At 46.6% G+C, this 21,604-nt stretch carries 20 protein-coding genes; 8 read left to right on the forward strand and 12 right to left on the reverse strand.

Translation table 11 applies throughout. From position 1 onward, the window contains the following. The first annotated feature begins 5 nt into the window (after positions 1–5). Positions 6–1,739: a hypothetical protein gene (locus ACLVWR_RS15810; RefSeq protein WP_413581570.1), complete on the forward strand. Its 1,734-nt coding sequence runs from the start codon at positions 6–8 to the stop codon at positions 1,737–1,739. Here ACLVWR_RS15810 and ACLVWR_RS15815 read toward each other — a convergent pair. The 3 genes from ACLVWR_RS15815 to ACLVWR_RS15825 all read right to left on the reverse strand — a co-directional run bounded on the left by ACLVWR_RS15815 (position 1,733) and on the right by ACLVWR_RS15825 (position 4,294). Beyond that, positions 1,733–2,551, reverse strand: coding sequence for a transporter substrate-binding domain-containing protein (locus tag ACLVWR_RS15815; RefSeq protein ID WP_413581571.1), 819 nt, complete (start codon positions 2,549–2,551; stop codon positions 1,733–1,735). The two genes, ACLVWR_RS15810 and ACLVWR_RS15815, sit on opposite strands and share 7 nt — an antisense overlap. Before the next feature lie 54 nt (positions 2,552–2,605). Continuing rightward, positions 2,606–3,418: a hypothetical protein gene (locus tag ACLVWR_RS15820; protein WP_413581572.1), complete on the reverse strand. Its 813-nt coding sequence runs from the start codon at positions 3,416–3,418 to the stop codon at positions 2,606–2,608. 78 nt (positions 3,419–3,496) lie between these two features. Then, complete coding sequence (locus ACLVWR_RS15825) at positions 3,497–4,294, reverse strand: DUF455 family protein (protein WP_413581573.1); 798 nt, start codon at positions 4,292–4,294, stop codon at positions 3,497–3,499. A 65-nt stretch (positions 4,295–4,359) separates the two neighbouring features. Between ACLVWR_RS15825 and ACLVWR_RS15830 the strand changes: the two genes are divergently transcribed. Both ACLVWR_RS15830 and ACLVWR_RS15835 read left to right on the forward strand, forming a co-directional pair. Further along, positions 4,360–5,064 (forward strand): YebC/PmpR family DNA-binding transcriptional regulator, encoded by a 705-nt coding sequence (locus tag ACLVWR_RS15830; RefSeq protein WP_413581574.1) that lies wholly within the window; start codon positions 4,360–4,362, stop codon positions 5,062–5,064. Between the two features lie 88 nt (positions 5,065–5,152). Beyond that, complete coding sequence (locus ACLVWR_RS15835; RefSeq protein ID WP_413581575.1) at positions 5,153–5,440, forward strand: hypothetical protein; 288 nt, start codon at positions 5,153–5,155, stop codon at positions 5,438–5,440. Positions 5,441–5,472: 32 nt separating this feature from the next. On the opposite strand, the gene ACLVWR_RS15840 is transcribed toward ACLVWR_RS15835, so the two are convergent. The 4 genes from ACLVWR_RS15840 to ACLVWR_RS15855 all read right to left on the reverse strand — a co-directional run bounded on the left by ACLVWR_RS15840 (position 5,473) and on the right by ACLVWR_RS15855 (position 8,336). Beyond that, positions 5,473–6,069: a histidine phosphatase family protein gene (locus ACLVWR_RS15840; protein ID WP_413581576.1), complete on the reverse strand. Its 597-nt coding sequence runs from the start codon at positions 6,067–6,069 to the stop codon at positions 5,473–5,475. A gap of 211 nt (positions 6,070–6,280) precedes the next feature. Then, positions 6,281–6,718 carry a SufE family protein gene (locus tag ACLVWR_RS15845; RefSeq protein WP_413581577.1) on the reverse strand — a complete coding sequence of 146 codons (438 nt, stop codon included), beginning with the start codon at positions 6,716–6,718 and terminating at the stop codon, positions 6,281–6,283. Positions 6,719–6,720: 2 nt separating this feature from the next. After that, positions 6,721–7,533, reverse strand: a complete 813-nt coding sequence (locus ACLVWR_RS15850) for a hypothetical protein (RefSeq protein ID WP_413581578.1) — start codon at positions 7,531–7,533, stop codon at positions 6,721–6,723. Further along, the gene (locus tag ACLVWR_RS15855; RefSeq protein WP_413581579.1) at positions 7,533–8,336 is read right to left on the reverse strand and encodes a phosphatase domain-containing protein; all 804 of its coding nucleotides are present in this window, start codon (positions 8,334–8,336) and stop codon (positions 7,533–7,535) included. Before ACLVWR_RS15855 ends, ACLVWR_RS15850 begins: the two co-directional genes overlap by 1 nt. Before the next feature lie 220 nt (positions 8,337–8,556). On the opposite strand from ACLVWR_RS15855, the gene ACLVWR_RS15860 reads away from it, so the two are divergent. The 3 genes from ACLVWR_RS15860 to ACLVWR_RS15870 all read left to right on the forward strand — a co-directional run bounded on the left by ACLVWR_RS15860 (position 8,557) and on the right by ACLVWR_RS15870 (position 10,379). Beyond that, positions 8,557–8,820, forward strand: coding sequence for a hypothetical protein (locus ACLVWR_RS15860; RefSeq protein WP_413581580.1), 264 nt, complete (start codon positions 8,557–8,559; stop codon positions 8,818–8,820). A gap of 89 nt (positions 8,821–8,909) precedes the next feature. Further along, positions 8,910–9,104, forward strand: coding sequence for a hypothetical protein (locus ACLVWR_RS15865; RefSeq protein ID WP_340597355.1), 195 nt, complete (start codon positions 8,910–8,912; stop codon positions 9,102–9,104). A gap of 63 nt (positions 9,105–9,167) precedes the next feature. Beyond that, on the forward strand, positions 9,168–10,379 hold the full coding sequence (locus ACLVWR_RS15870; protein ID WP_413581581.1) for an MFS transporter: 1,212 nt from the start codon (positions 9,168–9,170) through the stop codon (positions 10,377–10,379). On the opposite strand, the gene ACLVWR_RS15875 is transcribed toward ACLVWR_RS15870, so the two are convergent. The 3 genes from ACLVWR_RS15875 to mutS all read right to left on the reverse strand — a co-directional run bounded on the left by ACLVWR_RS15875 (position 10,376) and on the right by mutS (position 16,288). After that, positions 10,376–11,281 (reverse strand): hypothetical protein, encoded by a 906-nt coding sequence (locus ACLVWR_RS15875; RefSeq protein ID WP_413581582.1) that lies wholly within the window; start codon positions 11,279–11,281, stop codon positions 10,376–10,378. The genes ACLVWR_RS15870 and ACLVWR_RS15875 overlap by 4 nt on opposite strands. Positions 11,282–11,419: 138 nt before the next feature. Further along, positions 11,420–13,735, reverse strand: a complete 2,316-nt coding sequence (locus tag ACLVWR_RS15880; RefSeq protein WP_413581583.1) for an HD domain-containing protein — start codon at positions 13,733–13,735, stop codon at positions 11,420–11,422. Positions 13,736–13,762: 27 nt separating this feature from the next. Further along, positions 13,763–16,288 carry a DNA mismatch repair protein MutS gene (gene mutS / locus ACLVWR_RS15885; RefSeq protein ID WP_413581584.1) on the reverse strand — a complete coding sequence of 842 codons (2,526 nt, stop codon included), beginning with the start codon at positions 16,286–16,288 and terminating at the stop codon, positions 13,763–13,765. A 196-nt stretch (positions 16,289–16,484) separates the two neighbouring features. Between mutS and ACLVWR_RS15890 the strand changes: the two genes are divergently transcribed. Continuing rightward, a complete protein-coding gene (locus ACLVWR_RS15890; protein WP_413581585.1) occupies positions 16,485–17,126 on the forward strand; it encodes a transposase in 642 nt (213 codons plus the stop codon). Between the two features lie 39 nt (positions 17,127–17,165). Here the strand turns inward: ACLVWR_RS15890 and ACLVWR_RS15895 are convergent, their stop codons facing one another. Then, positions 17,166–18,848, reverse strand: coding sequence for a methyl-accepting chemotaxis protein (locus ACLVWR_RS15895; RefSeq protein WP_413581586.1), 1,683 nt, complete (start codon positions 18,846–18,848; stop codon positions 17,166–17,168). Between the two features lie 194 nt (positions 18,849–19,042). Here ACLVWR_RS15895 and ACLVWR_RS15900 point away from each other — a divergent pair, with 194 nt between their 5' ends. Further along, a complete protein-coding gene (locus ACLVWR_RS15900; protein ID WP_413581587.1) occupies positions 19,043–20,140 on the forward strand; it encodes a winged helix-turn-helix domain-containing protein in 1,098 nt (365 codons plus the stop codon). 44 nt (positions 20,141–20,184) lie between these two features. Here ACLVWR_RS15900 and mpl read toward each other — a convergent pair whose 3' ends face one another. After that, a complete protein-coding gene (gene mpl, locus ACLVWR_RS15905) occupies positions 20,185–21,594 on the reverse strand; it encodes a UDP-N-acetylmuramate:L-alanyl-gamma-D-glutamyl-meso-diaminopimelate ligase (RefSeq protein ID WP_413581588.1) in 1,410 nt (469 codons plus the stop codon). Between the last annotated feature and the right edge of the window lie 10 nt (positions 21,595–21,604).

Below are 21,604 nucleotides of genomic sequence, written 5' to 3' on the forward strand. Positions count from 1 at the left end.
TCACTATGAAACTCAATTCACTAGTAAAAATGTTTATTCTGACTGCTTTACTCGTGAGCTCAACGGCTCATGCTGCGAAAACATTTTGCAGCATGACTCTAAACTCCAACGATGAAATCGCCACCTTTGCCGCGGCTCTGACCAAGCAGGGTTTCAATTTCGTCGAACTTGTACCTGACAACAAAGACCCACGCTGGTTTCAGCAAGCCTGCAGAAGCGGGATTCAATGCGATGTCCTTTTGATCTCGGGTCACTTTGGTGGATTGTTTTTTGGCGAAGGCACTTCACAAACCATCGACATCGCACAAATGGAAAAAGCCAGTTGCGACAATTCCTGCCCGGGAATTCTGAAAAACCCCAAGGAAGTTTTCCTGATGGGTTGCAACACATTAGCGTCTCAAAAAAGAGATCACCGCACTATAGATCAGTATCTGAATGTTCTGTTGAACGACGGCATCCCCTTGGACTTTGCAGAGCAAGTCGTGGCATCGCGCTATGCCCAGCAGGGATTCAGTCTTGAAAAGAGATTTGCTTCAATATTCCCGGACACGACCAAACTCTATGGATTCTACAGCACCGGTCCTTTGGGTAAATATGCAGCACCTATTTTGAATCGTTATTTAAAAAGCGTCGGTAACTACAACTCTCACTTGGACAACCTCTCATCTGCTCCAAATGCAAAATTGGCGGCGGCCTTCAAGGGACAGTCATTCCGCGAGACCACTCCATGGAAAGCGGTAACTCCCGAAGACCGTGGATTGTACTGCGCACTTCGCTCGGACGACAAAGCGGCACAAAGCAAAGCCGTCGTGCAAATTGCCCAAGAAAACAAAGTCACCACTTTCTTTGACTCTCTTGCGAGCCAGCTTTCCTACGGCGACACCATTGCCGGGCAAATTGATTCCGTCAGCAAAGACATTATTAAAAAATCCCTGGCAAAGATTAAGGCCAATAACACAGAACTTGTCACCATCCAACATGATGTCATGCAAGTCTCTGCAAGCCTGGGCCTTGTGGATCCTTTTTCCCGCGACATGCAAGTTCGTTTGCTTTTGGATAAAGCCTACGGTCAAACCATGAACTACGCCAAAGTTCGCCAGATCTGCGGAATCATCCGCGACGAGCCGGGCTTTCAAAACATGACTTTCCTGCGTCTGCGTGAGCTGTCTGCGCGGTCCCCTTATTTCATGCTGACATTGGGTTGTTATTCAGAGCTTAACGAGGACACCAGAACTTTTCTGTTTACCAAAATCGCCTCCCCCGACAAGGAGTATGAGCGAACGATTGCGTTGCAGGTCATGAAACCTTTCTGGCGCCCTGAAGACATGGACTTTCTGGAAATGGTTTTAAAAACGGCGGATCCCTTACTGAAGGCACGTGTCTTCATGAGTGCCCGTGAAGTATTAAATCAGTACAAATACTCCCTGCTGATCACGCCAGGACTGCCTTCGTGCATTTTGAAAGCGGAAACCAGCAATCAGTATCAATTGGGTCAAGAGTGGAGCTGCCTCACCCAAAATAAGACAGTTCTGTCTCCGGATATCTGTGACTATTTTGCCAACCGCAATCCCGATCCTGAAAACGCCGACGATATGAGATGGTATTGCTGGAGCGACAACAAACAACGCATGCTGAACTCCCGTCCCGAGTGTTTTTTATTGGCAGAAACATTCAAGATCCGCGGCAATCAGATGAAAAATATCTGGAATTGTTCGAACCGTGATATCTACGGTTACTGAGACAGCGGCTGATAGTGCTTTAAATCCTCAGAGTTCACATATTTCATCGCGATTTTTGCAAGAGTGCCGTCTTGACGAATATCAATGATAATTCTACGGATCTCAGCTCGTTCCTTTTCTGACAATCTTTTCTTCGACAGATGAAATCCTGAAACAATCGGCTCGCCTTTAACATCCTCGATGGAGTAAAAGTCCTGCATTCGATTCTCCATTGTCAGATAATAGTAATTAAATGCCGGAGAACTGAACGTCGCCTGAATCCGCCCATCCAAAAGCGCTCTGAAAACCAGGCCCGGCCCCGGATACTCCCGCAAGCGGTGCTTGGCAACCAGCGCTTTCATTTCCGATTCCTTAATAAACAGACGCCCCTCAAGCACATTCCCGAACTGAACCTTGGGATTTACAAGAACACTTTCGATTGTGGATTCCTTATTCACATATCTTTTATTTACCACCAGATATCTGGGTATTCGGTACATCTCAACAAACTCGGCAGACTTTTCAAATCTCTCGTCAGGCGTACCCAGTGCATAGATATCGGTTTTATTTCGCGCCATATTTTCGCGAGCGATCAGATAGGAGTTTACCTGTTCCGTGGATTTACAACCCAATCGACGCACAATCTCTAACAATAGTTCGTAAGCGGTTCCGTTTTTTTTACTATTTTTATCGACAAAGAAACCCGGGGCGTCGTCTTGAAAAGAAATAACATAGCGTTTTTCACAAGCGCTTTTCTGCGGCAGAGAATCCTGCGCCAACGACACATTCACGGTGAATAGAAGTGAAAACACTTTCAGTAAAATACCGGTCACACCTGTATGGTAGATGTATTTTGTTGAATGTCAAACATCCAGGATCAATCCCGGCTACTCCCGATCCCCAAATTCAAATTGGTCGTATTTATTCTGAATCCGCTCAGCAGTTCCATCTTCCTTCATTTTCAAGAAAGCATTTTTCAAGCGACCACGTTCTTCGTTGTTCAGTCGAGTTGTTGAAAGATGAAATCCCCATTCTAATGGATTTCCGCTCCCTTGGATTTGAGCATAATCCTCAACAAGTTCTTTTTTGTCGAAGTAATATCCTAGAACGTAAGGGCCCGCAATAAGAGCCTGGACTTTCCCCGCCCGCAAAGCTCTGACAATATCTTCTCCACTTGCATATGTACGTACGCGATTGGCTTTCCTTAGGGCACTTATTTCTTCAGCTTTATAGTAAATATTTCTGCCAATAAGAGTGCCAAAGACCAGACTTGTATCTGCAATATAGGCCTCAATATTTTTCGCCTTCACATCTTTGTCTGCTTTCTTTATCAGCATTAGTCTTGGCGCACGCCAGAGACCGATAAATTCTGAATTCTTAAAAGCCACATCGTCAGTCAGGGGTCCTAGAAAATCCAATCTGTTATTGGCGAATGAGTTCATCAGAACAGAAACACCACCCACTTGTTCACTGAAACGACATTCAAGCCTGCGCATGGCCTCGATTGAAAACTCATAGCCCAGACCATTCTTCTTTCCGGACTTAACAAAGTAAATTGGTGGAACACTGATCAACCCCAAAACATAGTGTCGCTCACAAGCTTGAGACACCAGAGTTGCACGAGCCGGTGCTGCGCGAGTCGGCGTTGAGAAAACCGATATCAGAAGAATGCAGCAAACAAGGATGAAAACACTTTTCATTTCTAAAGTGTACCGCCCACGAAGAAAAAGTCATTGTTTCAATCAACAAAGACCATCGAAATGCTTTCTGATTTGATACTAACGTTGTGTAGATACAGCCAAGGGATTGATAAAATCCAGACGAAGATTCTCGTAGTACTGAATTTCTTCGTCAGTGAAACCCGCTTTACCGCGCAGAATGCGGTTGATCGGCTCCACACGCTTAGGCAGACGATGGCGTAGATCATCCATGCGCTTTGGAAAATCCACAGATGAATCGATCTTATTTTGACGGCAAATCTCGCGATACCAACGCGAACCGAAATCCACGTGACCAATCTCTTCAAAATTGATTTGCTTCACGATTTTTTGAATGCTCTCTTTGCCCGATGTTCCTTCCAGACGACGAATCAAAGTGTCACCCGCATCCAGACCACTGCCTTCAAGGTAACGATGTACGATCAGGATACGATCCAAAAGCGTGTCCTCGGGCGCCACCGCATACCAAAGGGCTGCATGAACAGGCCAATCACCCCATTTGAAACCAAGGGCTTCAATACCCTCAAGACACATTCGTAAATGCTGGGCTTCGGAAACCGTCACCGCGACCAGTTCTTCTTTGAAACCTTCAGGGGCATCAGGGAACTCAGAAAGTGTGCGCACCCCCAACTCCATGGCCTGAAGTTCGATGCTGGCCAGATCATGAAGCATGCGGGCCTGGCCTTCGATAGTCGAAAAACCCTTTTTGGGAGGGTGGTATTTTGGATGCAGCAAGTCAATATCGCGATTCGGATCCTTGGGAGCCAAATAAGGGGTCTTGAGCCTAAAGGCTTCCTCACAAGACTGCTCAATCTGATTAATTTTGGTCCAAACATCGGCAATATCAAAGGTCAACATAGGAAGCGTTTTACATGCAGCTCCCTTGCTTGCCAAATACTTCGTGATTTGGTGAAATTCCTCTCATGGGAAAATCATGGAAAACCGCAGGTAAAGTAGAGAAAGCCCAACAAAAGGGTCAAATATTCACAAAACTAGCGCGCGAGATTCAAGTCGCGGCTAAAGTTGGAGGCCCTGATCCGGCTGCCAATGCACGTCTTCGCCTGGCAATCGATGCTGCTAAAAAAGTATCCTGCCCGAATGATACAATTGATCGCGCGATCAAAAAAGGCGCAGGCCTTTTGGACGACGGCAAAATTATCGAAGAGTTGATGTACGAGGGTTACGGTCCTCATGGCGTTGGCGTGATCGTCGAGTGCCAGACAGACAACAAGCACAGAACAGCGCCAGACATGCGCCACGCTTTCAAATCTCATGAAGGCAATATGGGCGAGACTGGTTCCGTTGCGTGGATGTTCGAGCACGTGGGTCTTTTGGAAGGCACTAAAGCTGGAACATTTGATCCAGACGAAGAAGCGATCGAGGCTGGCGCTAACGAAGTAGGCCCTGGCGAAGAAGAAGGTTCTTACGAGTTCTACACAGGCTCTACAGATCTTGATTCAGTTCGCGATGCTTTGATCAAGCGCGGCTGGAAAGTCACTAAATCCGAATTGTCTTATAAAGCTAAAAACATCACGGAACTTAACGACGCTCAAAGAAAAGACGTCGAAGAATTCCTGAACTACCTTGACGACATGGACGACACTCACCGAGTGCACGCCACTGTTTAATAGGTCGCGCCGAAAAGGTACGGACTTACTTTGTCCATTTCAAAAAAGGCAATCCACATCGGGTTGCCTTTTTAATTTCAGAGGTAATATGAAAACATTGGTTGTAACTCTTGCATTGATTGCATCAACGACTACGAACGCCAACCCTTCGGGATATGGCGGAGGTCAAGGGCATGGCGGAGGAGCGGGTCACGGCGGAAAAACCGGACCTTGTCAGAAAGTGAAAGCCGCCTGCGAAGCCGCAGGATTTGTCGGTGGAGATCGCAATGCCAAAAAGAAGCTTTGGAAGGACTGCGTGGATCCTTTGATCGAAGGCAAGTCCGTCAAAGGAGCGACCATTAGCGCGAAAGATGTCGAAGCTTGTAAGATGAAATAACGAAACAAAGCCAATATTCTAGAATCGCAGCCCTACACGTACGTGCGAAGCTTCAGCGGCAGATGTCCGGTATCAGCAAAACCCAATAGGCAAATATTTCCATTTTTTGAAATTCGAATGGTTGTTAGAGAAGCATGAGCAACGTCCATTTTTAGCCAGCGGTCCGATGGAATATCCAGCGCCTTGCAAACCCAATGACGGATTACATTACCATGGGCGACGACCAACTCGGTATTCTGCCCACGCTGTGGTGGCTTAAATAAAGAGTCAAAGGCAAGATCCGCAGTTGCACGCGCGGCCTTGGCTTTGGCAAAAAAGGCTTTCTTTTCTTTTGCCGACATCTTTTCAGAAACAAGCTGATTAAACCCTACCGTACCCGGCAAGAATCCCTCGCGAAACATATCACTAGCTTTAAACTTAAGCCCAGCATGTGCTGCTATGATACTGGCTGTTTCCATCGCCCTAGGCATAGTGCTGCAGTGAACTTTAGAAGGACTCAAAGAAGCCACCGCTTTAGCGGTCAAATGCGCTTGCTTGCTTCCAAGTTTGGTAAGCTTCTCTGGCTCAGAAGAATACTGGCCATGTCGTATAAAGATAACTGTACGAAAAACGCGCGGATCAAATTCCATTTTCACAGTAAAAAAGAGAACTCGATCTCAGTCAAAATTTAAACTTTGAACGGCGCTTTTCCCACTGCGCTGCCACATCCGTAGCGGATATAGAAATGAAGGATTCGCAACAAATGTCGTGGGAAAAGTAAGTTCGTATCCTTTAGATACTCCAAGTGATCTGATGACACACTATTGCTACCAAAAGTGTGTCCGTACCTTTCGGCGCGATCTATTGACGGGTTTTCAGCATGTAATCAAACGCCGTCGCGTAAAGCTTGATTTGCTTGAGCATCGAATGAAGACCATTGGCGCGGCTTGGGGAAAGGTTTCCTTCAAAACCCAAAGCGCGCAGGAATTCTGGCGGAGTCATTAGAACTTCTGAAGGCGTTGAGCCTGAGTAAACTTTCAAAAGCAACGCCACAAGACCTTTAACGATCAAGGCATCACTGTCGCCAACCAAAAGCATTTTGCCGTCATCACTCATGGAAGCATGCAACCACACTTGGGACTGGCAACCTTTAACGATGTTTTGTTCAGTCTTTAAAGACTCTTCCATTTCAGGCAAAGCCTTACCCATCTCGATGATTTTCTTATAGCGCTCTTCCCATTCAGTGAAGGCGGAAAAATCAGCGATAATTTTGGCTTGGCGCTCTTGAATGGTCGACATCGTTAAATCACTTTCAAAGTTGGTAAGATCTCGAACAAAGTTTCCTCTAAGGATTGACCCTGCTCCCCGATCATTTCGTGGAAGGCTTTTTTATCCAAGTTTGACACGATCTCAAAGCATTTTTTGTAAAAACCTTCCTGATCCTCGTGATATCCATTCCAAAGCTCTTTGTGCTTCTTTTCGTCCATACTCCAGGACTTTTTCTCGGCCGCCGTGCCGTCGGTGCGATTGTGATAATCCAACAGCTGCATCGTTTGACGTGGAGAGAAATCCAGCATCACCAAGGCCTCTTCCAAAAGAGCCAACTCGACATACCAAAGGTAATTATTCAGGTGATCCCAGAACTCAATACCACGATCGCCGTAAGAGCTTTTACAGAAAAACGTTGTACAAACCACACCGCGGTTTCTCCACACGTTGCAGTTTTGTTTTTCTTTGTTGTAGTACGGGCATAACCAGTCTTCACGCTGACCGAAATCGCCCTCTTCGCGGTTATTAAAGGCCACCTGAAATTTTACCGGAGCCACCATACCGATAGGTAAAGCGTACTCACGGTTGGCCATTTTAGCGCGAAAAATACGGTGGGCTTCCGTCGCATTGGGATCGCTGAACAATGCTCCCACCATGAAGTTTGGAATGAAGGGATGGAAGGTGCAGCACTTCAAATCCTCGCGATAGTGGATCTTGCCTTTTTCGCGAGGTCTGGACATAGCACAGGTGTCGCAAGTCGCCTTCGTCTCCTGCGGTTCAAATTGCAGAATTTCACGCGGGAGGAGGTTTTGATAAATTTGCGGCAGCTGGTATTTTAAAATCATTAATTATTGCAGCGTTTTTCGATCTTCGCTTTAAGATCCAATAGCGATGGGTAAACAGAAATCTCCTGATCCCATGACCAGTAAAAATCCCGGCATGTCACAAAGTATGGAAACGCCATTACGCCTCGCTTGGGTTTCCCCTTTTCTGCCACAATTCGGGGTACCAAGGAATCAACTAAAGATCGGACTGAAGAATTTTTCAAAAAACCCCGTCTTTGCAGATCCAAAGCGACCTCAATCGGAGTCACGAAAAACTGCTGCCCCAGATAAAGCGAAGTTCCCTCACCACCGAACTTAGGGGTGTTGTAAGCATTGCGGATGTATTGATGGAAGCGAATCCCCGGATACATCATGGTCATGGTGTTATAGACGCCAGGATCTGCCTCGCCATTGTCCCCCAGCATGATCACATCATCTGGACGAGTCTTGTCGATAATCTCCTCTATGACCTTGTATTTGTGCTTATCCTTGGAGTGCACTGTGCGCGGAAAATAAACTCCCCCTGGAAATCGACCTCTGGCCAAAGACTCCCGGTGGGTATTCCCCAACAACCATTCCGGCGCACGGGTCACATAAAACACCCGCGCCTGGGCATCCTTGGCGATCACATTCAAAAGCTCACTCATGCCCAAAAACAGGCTGTCTTTGTCGAATACATACTTGGCCGAATCCGAGAGATCCTGCACGTACTGGGGACGAACCGTATCATCAATGTCAGTAATCACGATTGTTTGGGCAGAGGCCCCTTTACCCGCAAATACCAATACAACAATTACTACTAACTGTTTCCAAAAGCTTTTCATAAGCCGCGATCTCCCTGTCTAATCCGTTAACATGGGTTGCACCATTCACGTCACCCGTCTCACTTCTGAACAGGGTCCCAGCATGGCTCAAACTGAGACCAATTAGATCAGGGATTTCAGATACTTACCAAGGTATTTTTAGGCCATATGCGCAATCTTCTGGCACGCCACGTGCTTTACCTATCAGTAACAAGACAATAACGAATCTCGAGGGGGATTTATGAAAGCACTTTTAACTATCTTCGTACTAGCTTACTCTTGCAGCTCTTTTGCCTGGATCTCTAAGGATGCAGTTCAAAAGGAATATACGTTTAAATACAAGCTTTCAGGACAATCCTTCGAGATCAAAAAACAAGCTCAAAGCTATGAAGACGCCTACCGTGTGGCTGCACAACAATGCTTTAACCACTTCAAAGGCGCAGGCAAAGTTTCTGAGGAACGCGGCCTAGACATCATCGACGTTTGTGCAAACCCACGCTCTTAATACAATGCATTAATCATCAGGATTTCCTATTCCCCCATGGGAGATCCTGTTTTATACTGGCTCCTGTATTATTTTAAGGAGCAGCGCACATGGGTATCATGAAATCCGTACTTGAATTTCTAGTTGGCAAAGATCCAGATATCTTCGACGAAAAAGGAAATGTATCCCACAAGCTCCCTAAAAAGAAATGGGAAGCTTGGCACAACAGAACCAAAACGGACCCCACATACAACTGGCGCAACCACACTGGGATCACAGGCGCTCCTAAGAAAAAATCAAACTAGATTCTTCAGACACCCACCCAAAAAGTGGGTGTTTTACTTTTCACACCCCGCAGGCACGCAACTATGACTCAATCTCACACATCCACCAATAAACTTTCAGCGACCACGGTGTGGATCATGGCCATCGCCACGGGCCTTAGTGTTGCGAATCTTTACTACAACCAACCCCTGCTGGCGGAGCTACAACGGGAGTTTGGCGTGAGCGTGAAAGATGTCGGCATCATCCCGTCTTTGACTCAAGTAGGTTATGCATTGGGAATGCTATTTCTGGTTCCCATGGGTGACATGTTTGAACGTCGTAAGCTGATCGTTCTGACTTCAGGGGCTGTGACTGCGGCTTTGTTGGTCGCAGCAACAGCGCACAGTCTTTGGGTGATGGTCGTTGCAAGTTTGTTGATTGGTTTGTTCACAATGGTGCCCCAACTGATCATTCCGTTTGCAGCCCATCTGGCGAGCGATGAAAATCGCGGCAAAGTTATCGGCATCATCATGAGTGGTCTTTTGATCGGCATTCTGTGCTCGCGCACGTTAGCTGGATTTATCGGTGATCTTTTCGGCTGGAGAGTTGTGTTTTATTTTGCCGCTGCTTTGATGATGGCGCTGGCCGCGTGTTTGTACTTTATGCTGCCAGCGAGTGAAGTCACTTATAGTGGCTCTTATGTGGGCCTGATAAAATCCATTGGCCAGTTGGTGAAAGAAGAACCGATCCTGCGCGAATCCGCAGTTGTGGGCGCGATGATTTTCGGAGTCTTCAGTTCTATCTGGGCTACATTGATTTTCTTGTTGTCCTCACCTCACTTCGGCATGGGTGCGAAAGAAGTGGGGCTGTTTGGCTTACTGGGAGCGGCTGGTGCCATGGCAGCTCCGGTTGTGGGCCGAGTGTCTGATAAAAAAGGAGCCCGCACTGGTGTTGCCATTGGACTTGGTGTTTTAGCTCTTTCAGTTTTAATTTTGTGGGGATCCGGTGCCAGCATCATTGGCTTGATCGTCGGTATTTTTATTCTGGATTTTGGAATTCAAGCCGCGCACATCGGAAATCAAACCCGTGTGTTTGCTTTGCGCGCGGATGCCCGCAGCCGCTTGAACACCGTTTACATGTTTTCTTACTTCATGGGCGGAGCTTTAGGTTCGCTATTGGGCTCTTATGCCTGGAATACCGGCCAATGGCAGGGCGTGTGCGTGGTCTTAAGCGTTGGCACTCTTATCGCCATTTTGGCTTTCTGGTTGGGGCGCAATTCCAAACCAGCAAGCCAACCTACACAACTTCCCGGTTAATATTGTCCTGTCTTAGCACTAACAGAAGAATCTTTACTCGCTGCTGCCGGAGAGTCTTTGAAACCGAGTGGAACGGTTCCAACAAAGCCGAGCTTAGAAAATGCTTCTTGAATTTCACTTATTGAAACGGCAGCCTGGCTGGACAAATCACAAACCAAACTCAACTCAGCCTTCTTTTCTTTGCTTCTAATCACGTCATATCTCGCATTATAAGTTTTATGCCCGCCAACCTTGGCAGGTGAGATTTTAATAGCAGAGAGCCGCAATTGCGAACCGCTCCCTATAGTCAAAGTTTCGGAGGAATTAGACGAGTTGGATTTTCTGACAACAATAATTTTACATCGTGGGTGCTTATCATAGGCTCGGGCTGGTAATAAAACCTTTTCGAAATCCGCCAAATGTCCCGCTGTTAAATTGCCTGAATCCGCTGTCGGGTCTCCCGAGCCCTTCGTTGGATCTCCTGATCCTGCAGTCGGATCACCAGAACCCGCTGTGTATTCACCCGATCCCGCAGTAGGATCATTTGAACCTTTGAAGTTAATTTTCTTAAGGACTACATCTTGAGAAGAAGATATTGGATCGGCGTTGAGATCCCAAGAGTTGGCTGTCATGTGTTGCACGCTCGATGACAAAGAATCCTTTTCGACAACAGGCAGAGCTCTATTTACTTGAGCAGGATTTTTTTGCGGCAGATCAGATTTACTTTTATCCGCATTTCCTTTGCGCCCCGAGGTGGGATCCCCGAAGCCCGCAGTTGGATCGCCTGAGCCAGCCGTTGGATCACCATATCCCACAGTTGGATCACCCGCCCCAGCAGTCGGATCATTGGTGCCTTTGTACTTCGCTGAAGCAAAACTAAAAATGACCAAGCTAATGGTCGCCAGACAGATCCCTTTGAACATCACAACCCCCACCAAAATAGGATCGCAAACTTCCCTTATAAATAGCCAGAAATTTATGTATTTATCTCACATTGCTTACTTCAGTCTATTAACTTTAAGAATACGAAAGTGCCAATGTCCGAAAGACACCATCAAAAATCACGATGGGGAAATACCAAATTTGCCTTTAAGTGAGTGTATCAATTCTTGCGGGTCGCCTTCGGCCTTGATCATAAAGATATCATCCACCTGACGACCCCACGTGTGCACTCGCGCTGATTTTACGCTCACATTGCAATCACTTAGCGCCTTGGCAGCCGCTGCGAGCAACCCCGCCTGATCGGGACCACGAAAGCTAATCACCCATTCTTTGCCATGGGCACTCATCAACTGAATATCATCGAAACGCACCTTCGGAATTTCTTTATCTTTCAACTGGGAGCTTTTTAGAAGTTGCTCCAAAGTTTTTAGATTTTTCTGAGAAGTGATTTGAAACCAATCATACACCCCGACTTTTGGTAAAGTATGGATGGAAGCATGTCGAATACCCAAACCCAACGAATAAAATTGTCCCACGTAATCCGCAAGCACACCCTTGCGATCGCGCTTCTGGTGCAGGCGAATCCAGATTTCATCCTGCTTTGTCTGAATAATTTTAGGTGGTAAAGATTCCGCCGAGTCCTCTGCTTTTTTCAAATCCTCAACGAGGTCTTTCATCGAAAGACTGTCCACCAGAACCGGCCCTAGCTCCTCGTAGATCTCTTCGGAAATATGCAGATGCTTTTCTGCCTTAAGAGTGCGGAAGGTAAAATAATCCTGTGCTCTTTTACTTTCCAGATTTTCCACAAGCTCCGCCAGCAGGCGCCCCTTCCACTCATTCCAGGCTTCGGGATTGGTAGCGCGAATATCTACAGCCGTAAAGATTGCAAGACGCTTAAGTGCACTTTTCTCGACACCCTTATCATGCAGTTCCTGCCACACGCGCGGGTCCTTTGAGTTTTTGCGGAATGCGGCCTGCGATAGCTCCAGGTGATTTTTCACCATCCACTTCACGTCTTCGGTCATTTTTTTTGTAAAACCAAATGCTTTAAAATCCCGCACCACGATATCAGTTCCGACCTCCGCATGATCCCCACTATCAAGGCCCTTGGCGAGATCATGATACATGCAAGTCCAGGTCAAAATCTGCCAGTCATAGCTGTTCAGTTCCTTTGCAATCTGTTGCAAAGGTCCCAGCTCTTTGGGTTTGACATAAACACGCTTGATCTCCCGACAGGCCTGTAAAATATGCGAGTCCGCGGTGTAGCGATGATATTGATCATGCTGAACATACCCCACCAAGCGGGTGATCTCGGGCACCAAACGATCAATCAGGCGCGAGCGAAATACACTGAAAATGAATTCGTCTTTTGCTTTCACATCAAGAACATTGTTCAATTCCTGACCGCGAAGTTTTCCCAGCTTCTTAAGTTGCGCAACCGGGATAAGATTATCCAGCTCTTCGCGCACTTTCTTTTGCATCAGTACACTGGAGTTTTTTTCAAGTGCTGAAAACAAGTCGCCGGGTTTATAAAACTCTGAACGTTCAATTTTCTTTAAAACTTCCTCTGGTGCGTCGGCAACCGCGATGATCCAGTCGGAATAGAAATTCACGCGGGACAACCCGCGCTGCAGACTGCGCATGAAATCCTTATGGGATTTGAATCCCATCCACTTACCCAGATCAAACTGCACGGAACTGGAAAGTATATCGCCATGTCCTTCAAGGTGAATTTTTTGTCTTAAGCTCAGCAAATAATCCCGATAGTAATTTAAAACATTCAGCGCATGGCCGGGATTCGTGAAGCGCTCTGCAAACAGTTCATAAATTTGCAAACCTTGCTCCAGATCGCGCAAACCACCGGCTCCGTATTTAATATTAGGCTCCAGATAGTTGGTGATGGAATCAAATCTGATTTCGCGGGCTTTGCGCTCTTCTTTGACCGCCCTCAATAAGCCCTTACGGTACATGTTTTTTCGGGACCAGATTCTTTTTTGCTGTTCAAAAAGTTTGCGGGCACCTTCAGCGGTCATCGGCTTGGCTTTTAAAAGAGCCAACACATCAAACGCTTCAACTCCCTCAGTCCAATCATCAGGATTGGCAGGCATGCGGTAGCGAAGTTTTAACCCCTGCTCCTGCAACTGAGTGGTGAATTCACGGACTTTATCTTCGTCGCCACAGAATAAAATATCGATATCAGATTTCGGACTTAGCTCGCCCCGCGCCCAGGAGCCCAGCATAATGGGATGTGTGTCGCGCCAGGTGGGATTGGCCTTCAAAGTTTCTTCGAGTTTGGTTCCCAGCCACATTGAAAAATTCTGACTGGAAAAACAAAACACCTGACGGACATCTCCATCAGGTGTCATTAAAGGTGGATTTAAAATTTCCTGAGCTTGAACCAGCTGTTCACTGGATAGAAACGTCTTGGCTGCCATAGGTAAAATGATCAGCCAATTCCCAGTCTATTGCAAGCTGGTGTTTTCAGCGATTTCTTTCCACTTGGCAACCTGGCTCATCACTTCAAGAGGGCTTGATTGCAACAATGGATACTTTTGCAATTCCGCCATCAAAGATTTCACACCTTCAGGAACCACTGGAACTTCCACGGAGCCGTGTGAAGCTGCTTCAAGTGCTTCTTCAACATGGTCCAGGAGTGAAAGTTGACTGCTGGCTTGAACACGTTTGGATTCAATCTCACGCAAAAGGCTTTTAGCACGCTTGGTGACTGTCGCTGGCAAGCCGGCAAGCTCTGCCACCTGAACACCATAGGATTTCAAAGCTGGACCTTTCACCAAAGTATGAAGGAAACGGATTTCGCCGTTACGTTCAGCCACAGTCATGTGGGAGTTGGTGATCTGACCATAACTTTGATCCAAGGACGTCAATTCGTGATAGTGAGTTGCAAAGAACGTCAACGCCTTCACTTCACTCAACAGATGCTCAAGGATGGATTGCGCCAAACACATACCATCGAATGTGCTGGTACCACGACCCACCTCATCCAGAATTACCAAAGAATTCTGTGTGGCATTTTTCAACATCGCAGAAGTCTCGGTCATCTCAACCATGAATGTTGAAAGGCCTTCAGACAACTGATCACTGGCCCCGATACGCGTGAAGATCGCATCAAAGATCGGAAGCTTTGCTTCATCAGCCGGAACGAAGGAACCCATTTGTGCCATGATGGCATTCAAAGCAACTTGTCTCATCAATGTCGATTTACCGGCCATATTCGGTCCGGTTAACAACAAGCACGAATGCGGATGAAGTTCGATGTCATTGGCAACGAAGTTGGTTTTTACAGTTTGCTCAACCACTGGATGGCGGCTGGCTTTTAGCTGCAAGGAACCATTTTCAGTGAATTGCGGACGTGCGTATTTTTCTTCAAGACTTAACCACGCCAGACTTGAGATCACATCCATCTCGCTGCACTCATGCGCCAAAGTCAAAAGTGCCGGACATTGCCCCAGAATATCTTTACGAAGAGCCTCAAAGAACTCAAATTCAAGGTCTGCACGCTTTGTATTTGCCGATAGAACTTTTCTTTCAAGCTCAACCAATTCATCCGTGCAATAGCGTTCGGCGTTGGTCAAAGTTTGCTTGCGCTGATAAGTCGCAGGCACTTTGTCTTTGTGAGTGTTGGTGATCTCGATGTAATAACCGAAAACGTTATTGTAGCGGATCTTCAGACTCGTGATACCGGTTTTTTCTTTTTCTTCGGCTTCCATGCGTGCGACCATCGCCTGCGCGTTCGTGGAAAGCTCGATCAACTCATCAAGTTCAGAAGTCACACCGGTACGAATCAAGTAACCTTGTTTCGTTGCCAAAGGTGGATCTTCGACCAAGGTTCTTTCAATTTTATACGCAAGATTGCGCAGGTTCTCGAAATTTGCCGCTGCACCACTGGCTTGAACGAAAACCTCAAGAGCACTGATACCTGCGTGAACACTGCCAGCGAGAGCCAGCAAATCACGACCGTTACACTGAGGTTGTGAGATTTTTCCCAAACGGCGTTCGATATCACCCATTTGCCCAAGGATTTGACGGGCACGTTTCAATTCAAGCATGTGGGTGCGCCAGAACTCGACCGAGTTCAAACGATTTTCAATAGCTTTAATGTCACGAAGAGGGAAACTTAACCATTGGCGCAGCATACGACTGCCCGCTGAAGTTTGAGTGCGATTGATCGCATGAAACAAGCTACCAAGACCTTCGCCTTTGTAGGTTGAGAAAACTTCCAGGTGACGCAACGTCGTGCTGGAAATCTCCAGACGGTGCTCAAGATCTCTTTCCACAAATGGAGAAAGAGTTTTTAAGGACTCCTCCCCTGACAATTGACGAACATAACTTAACAAACGAGCTGCCGATGCCGGCGCGCTGTTTTTCAGAAGCTCATTTTCAGTCTCCATCAATTCTTCATGATGGGAGATCAAAATGTGCTCTAAACCTGCCAACAATGTCTGGTGTTCCTTTGCGATAACAATTTCTGCCACCGGCAAAAGCTGAACAAAGCGCAAAAGTTCTTGAGAGTTTTTTGATTTAAAGAAGAAGGCTTCACCCGTTGTTGAATCAAGGAAGCTGATCGAATCTTGATCCACACTCACCAGGTAGTGTGGCTTCGTGCCATCCAATGTATCAGAGTCGTAAACCATCCCAGGAGTTAAAACACGAGTCACCCCGCGCTTAACGATGCCCTTGGCTGTTTTTGGATCCTCAAGTTGATCACAGATCGCAACTTTAAAACCGTGCGCCAGAAGTTTGTTGATCGGCCCCGCCACAGAATGGTGAGGCATACCGCACATCGGAGTTTCGTCGGCTGATTTTTTATTTCTTTGCGTAAGAGCAATGCCCAAAACCGGAGCCGCTTTAACCGCATCATCAAAGAACATCTCAAAAAAGTCGCCCATGCGGAAAAGGAGAACTTTATCCTGGTGAACAGATTTAATGTCCCAGTACTGCTTCATTAGTGGTGTAAGATTCGCTGACATAGGCGAAAACCCTACCGCACGACCCACCCCCGTTTCACTCCGAAAATCCAAAATAACGCACCGCCCATCCAAAAGGCGCCAGCCGGTTTCCCGCCACTCCCGCCAAAAGCCAAACATCCGAATTCCAGACATTCACTTTTATCTTGCATTGCTCCACGCTCCCCACCTTGCACTCTTTTTTGCTGCTCATTTAAGTATGCCCAGATTACACCGCCAAATCTCAACAGACCTTCCATTCCACATCACCGGCCGCTGCCGGAATCGCGATTACTTCCCAATTCCCATGCCGGAGGTCTGGTCGATTTTCGAAGACTACTTATTCTTTATTTCACATGCATACGGAATCGAGATCATTTCATTCGTTCTTATGAGTAATCACTTCCATCTCATTATTCGTGCGCCAAATGGAAATCTTAGTGAGGCAATGAATTATCTTATGAGTCAAATAAGCCGCTGTATTAACTCGAAGGCAAAAATTGAGAACCAACTCTGGGGACGTCGTTTTCACCCCACTTTAATCGATGAAAATCACTATCTAACCAATGTTTATAAGTACGTTTATCGAAATCCAGTTGAGGCCAGACTTTCTGACCGTGCCGAGAACTACCCATATTCCACGTTAAACTTTAAACTCGGGAGAGGAAGACTGCACTTCCCTATCCTTGCCGATGAAATACTTAATGAATCCCATTCCTTTACTTTGAAATGGGTCAACCAGTCGGTTGATCCGGTAGACAAGGTTTTGATGGAACGTGCCCTAAAAAGAAGAATCTTTGCACTTCCGAAAAAGGTCCGGATAAATAAGAAAAAGCCCAGTCTTGCGACTGAGCTTTACTAAATTTACGTCGTTCGTTTACCGAAAACCGGCAGGCGCCTTTTAGAAGCCGTCGGTGGAGCCTACTTTTCTTGTGTCGTCGTCGAAGGGGATTATGTCTGAGGCTTTGGTTTCTTCGGTTGTTGTTGATTTTTTCGCCACAGCCTTTGCTGTTGATTTCAATGGGACTACTTTTGCCATTGGCTTCGTAGAGGCTGCTGCTGCCTTCTTTTCTTCTTTCACCTTTGTCACGGGTGGGGCTTCGGCTTCTAGGCCATCGCCTTTTGCCGTCTTGCCGCCGATGACTACGTCGGACAATACCATCACAACCGAGTACATCTGTTTGGATTGGGATGACATTTCCTCTGACGTGGCAGCGATCTCCTCCGAAGAGGCTGCATTTGCCTGCGCACTTTGATCCAGCTGATTCATTGCTTTGCTGATTTGCTGTATGCCTGTTGTTTGTTCTGAACTTGCTGCTGCGATTTCATTATTCAGATCTGAAACCTTTTTGATCGAGTTCACGATCGTTTTTAACACCTCACCGGCTTTGTCAGCAATTTTTGATCCGCCCTCAACCTGATTCACCGATTCCTTAATCAGACCGTTGATGTCTTTAGCCGCCACTGCTGAGCGCTGAGCCAGGCCGCGAACCGCCTCTGCCACAACTGCAAATCCCTTCCCCTGCTCACCAGCACGGGCTGCTTCCACCGCGGCATTCAATGCCAACAGATTCGTTTGGAATGCAATATCGTCAATCACGTTGATGATCTCTTCAATTTTTCTGGAAGACTGGGAAATCCCATGCATCGAGGTCACAAGTTTTTGCATCTCTTGCTCCCCATCCTCAGCCGCCGAACGTGAAGCCTGCGACAAACTCGCCGCTTGTTTCGCGTTGTCTGAGTTCATAGAGACCATGGAACTCATTTCCTCCAAAGCCGCCACAGTTTCTTCCAGCGAAGCTGCTGATGTCGTCGAAGACTGCGACAAACCCTGACCCGCTTCCGTCAACTGAGTGATGGCCGAGTTCACCTGCCCGCAAGAATCTGAAAGCTGATGCACAACTTCCGAAACATTTTTACTTAAGCGAGAGGCGATAAACATCAGGCCGGCAAAAACTCCCAGACCACAAAGAACACCGATACCAACAACCCATTTGAAGATTTTCTCAGTCTCAGCTCTTTGAAATTGATTATTTGCGATGACCGATTCCGAATACATCTTATTCAGCTTTGAAGTCGTGTTCTTGATCAGCACCGACTGTGCCTGATAAGTACCTTCCGCAGCTTCGGCACGAACCTTCTCGTAGTTCTCAGGAGTCGGAGACTTCAATATCTTAATGAACTCCTCGACATTTGCGACATAGGCCGCATGCCCGACTTTCATTGGTTGATAGATTTCACCCTCACCTGGCATAAACGGAGCTGATTCATACTTTGCAATCGAATCTTTATACTCCTGCAAAGCCTGCCCCAGTTTTTCAATATAGATGTCGCGTCTTTTTTCAAAGTTAAGATTCGCCAGAGCACCCCAAAGATACTGTCCGATGCGAGCACGCCCACCCTCGATCTGACCCAAGGATTCCACGTTCGGAATCATTTCAGTGTACGATTTGTTCAGCATCCCGCTCAGGGAAGACACTCCCATAAATGCCACAAAACCCAGCACCGCGAATCCCACCGGTGGCCAAAGTGCAGCGACTAATAACTTACCCTTGATGCCCGAAAACCATGAACCTTGTTTCATTCTCTCTCCATTTTAAATACGTACATTTATCGGGTATTTAGAGTGAGGAATTAAATCTGAATATATTCTGTCCCAATTTGAGAAAACCTGGCCAGGATTTTCGTTTTTATGTAACGCACAATACAGAATGATTTCTGATTTCACTTTCTGTAAGATCTTGACGAAATCCGAACCTCGCTCTATTAACTTGCGCTATGTTTAGCGAAATCTCCGCAAATCTAAATTTGGCAAAACTAAACTACCAGCGTGGTCACTACACGCAGGTGTGTGAAAACTCTGAGCTGATCTGCTCAGAGGCCGATGCTATTGGAGATTTACAAAGCTGGTTGGTGGGAATTCGTTATCTTATCCAGGCCAGCTCCGAAATGGGCACACTGGACCAATACAATTCATACTTTAGAAAACTCTTCGCCTACGAAAAAGATCCGGCAAATACAGAAACGCACGGGCGCATTCTGCATGTGATCGGTCTATGGCAGATGTCCGTTGGAAATTACCCATCAGCCAAGGAATATTTCCTGACAGCCCTTGAAGAGTGCACCCAAAACAAGGATCTGGAAACAGTTTCGCGACTGCTGCAGGAACTGGCGATGGTTTCCATGAACCAGGATGCTCTTGAAGCCCTGAAGTACCTGGACAAGTCCCTGCTACTGACCAAAGAGTTGAAGCTGGATGAAATCCACACAGGCTGTCTGATTTTGAAAAGTCATATTTTCCTAAGTCAAAAACGCGCCGACGACGCGCTGGAAGCCATTTGGAAGGCTTACGAAAAAGCACAGATGCACTCCTTGCACTATTTGAATGTGTACATTCTGGTGCACATGGCTTCGGTTTATGAGGCACTGGGGAAACATGGTGAGGCTGTCGTTTACAAATCCCTGGCAATGAAAGGCATTGACGGGGACACCCCTCACCGCTTGCAAAAGGTTAAGAGTCAGTTCATAAAAGACCACAACAAAGCGGACTCTGCGGATCTCACGATCGACACGATGGCTTTCAAAGTGAAAAGTCGCGCTCAAGGGGATGTGGATTTCAAAAATCAGCATATCCTGTTTGATCTTCTGAATTTATTTGCAAAAAATCCTGGCGACCGCTTTTCAAAATCATATCTGATCGAGAATGTCTGGGGATACGCGTACAATCCTGAAGTTCATGACAATTTGATTTACGTTTCAATCAAGCGTCTTAGAACTTTGCTGGAACCAGATCCCAACACTTCAGTCTTTATCTTGCGCGATCGCAAAGGTTACTTCCTGCCATCCAATGTGACGATAAAATTCACTGGATTATAGAAGCAAAAAAGCCCGGTCTCCCGGGCTTTTTTTATAATCAAAATTTATTCCAAGGTCTTCATCAGCTTGGTATAGATTCCATCAAATCCCCCATTGGACATGATCAAAATCACATCGCCGCGGTGGGCGCGGGACTTTAATGCACTCACAATCTGATCAGCGGAATCAAAATCCTCAGCAGTGACGCCTGAAGTTTTCAAGTCACTTACCAATTCATGAGAAGAAAAGCGATTCTCTTCATCAATCTTGGATTGATCAAAGGCTTTGGCAAGCATGACCTCGTGGGAGCCTTTAAAGGCCTCGACGTAGTCTTTTTGAAAAACTTTACGACGGGACGTTGCACTTCGAGGTTCAAAAACCGAGAAGACTTTACGACCTGGATATTTTTTCTGAATTCCCTTCACGGTCTCGCGAACCGCCGTTGGATGATGGGCAAAATCCTCGATCACCAGAATACCGTTGGGCTCCCCCAGGATTTCCTGACGACGTTTAACACCATCAAAAGACTCCAATGCAATCTGGATTCTGTTCTCTGAAAAACCCAGGCACTTTGACATTGCAACAACAGCAGTGGCATTCAGAATGTTGTAATCACCCGTGATCTGCATATTGTATGGCCCCAGAATTTCACCTTTATGGTGAACTTCAAAGCCCACGCCTTTTTCATTCTGGAAAAGCACCTTGGCTTTGAAATCAGCATCAGCATGGAATCCATAAGTGAATGAATTTGTCGCTTTGCAAAGTTTGCGCAACTCCATCACATTCACATCTTCCGCACAGGCAAGCAAAGTCCCGTCTTTCGGAATTAAATGCATAAGTTTGGCGAAAGAGTCTTTCACAGCCTGAAGATCTTTATAAATATCAGCGTGATCGAACTCCACAGAAGTCAGGACCACGTGCTTTGGCTTGTAATGAACAAACTTTGGAACTTTATCAAAGAAAGCGGTGTCGTATTCATCGCCTTCAATCACGAACAAATTGCCTTCGGGATTCTTAAAGCTTTGCGAGAAATTTTTTGGAATACCACCAATCAAAAATCCCGGTTTCTTACCGGCGTTTTCCGCAACCCACGACATCATCGACGTCGTTGTGGTTTTTCCATGAGTTCCGGAGATCACGATGCTTTCGCGATTTTCGATGATGAACTCACCCATCGCTTTAGGCAAAGACGTGTACGGCACGCCCAACTTCACCAGCTCCTGAGCCTCTTCGTTGTTTGCGGAAATCACGTTCCCAACAATAACGAAATCAGGCTTCGGGTGAAGGTTCTCGGCTTTGTATCCTTTTTGAATTGTGATCCCCAAACTTTCCAACTGCGTAGACATTGGAGGATACGGATTCGAATCACTGCCCGTAATTTTGAATCCACGGTCTTTCAAAAGACCGGCCATAGAGGCCATCGCAGTACCGCAAATGCCCATCAAGTGAATGTGACTACCAGGTTTCAAATCCATCTTCTCTCCT

It is taken from the genome of Bdellovibrio sp. HCB288 (genome assembly GCF_047305935.1).
Taxonomy (GTDB): Bacteria; Bdellovibrionota; Bdellovibrionia; order Bdellovibrionales; family Bdellovibrionaceae; genus Bdellovibrio.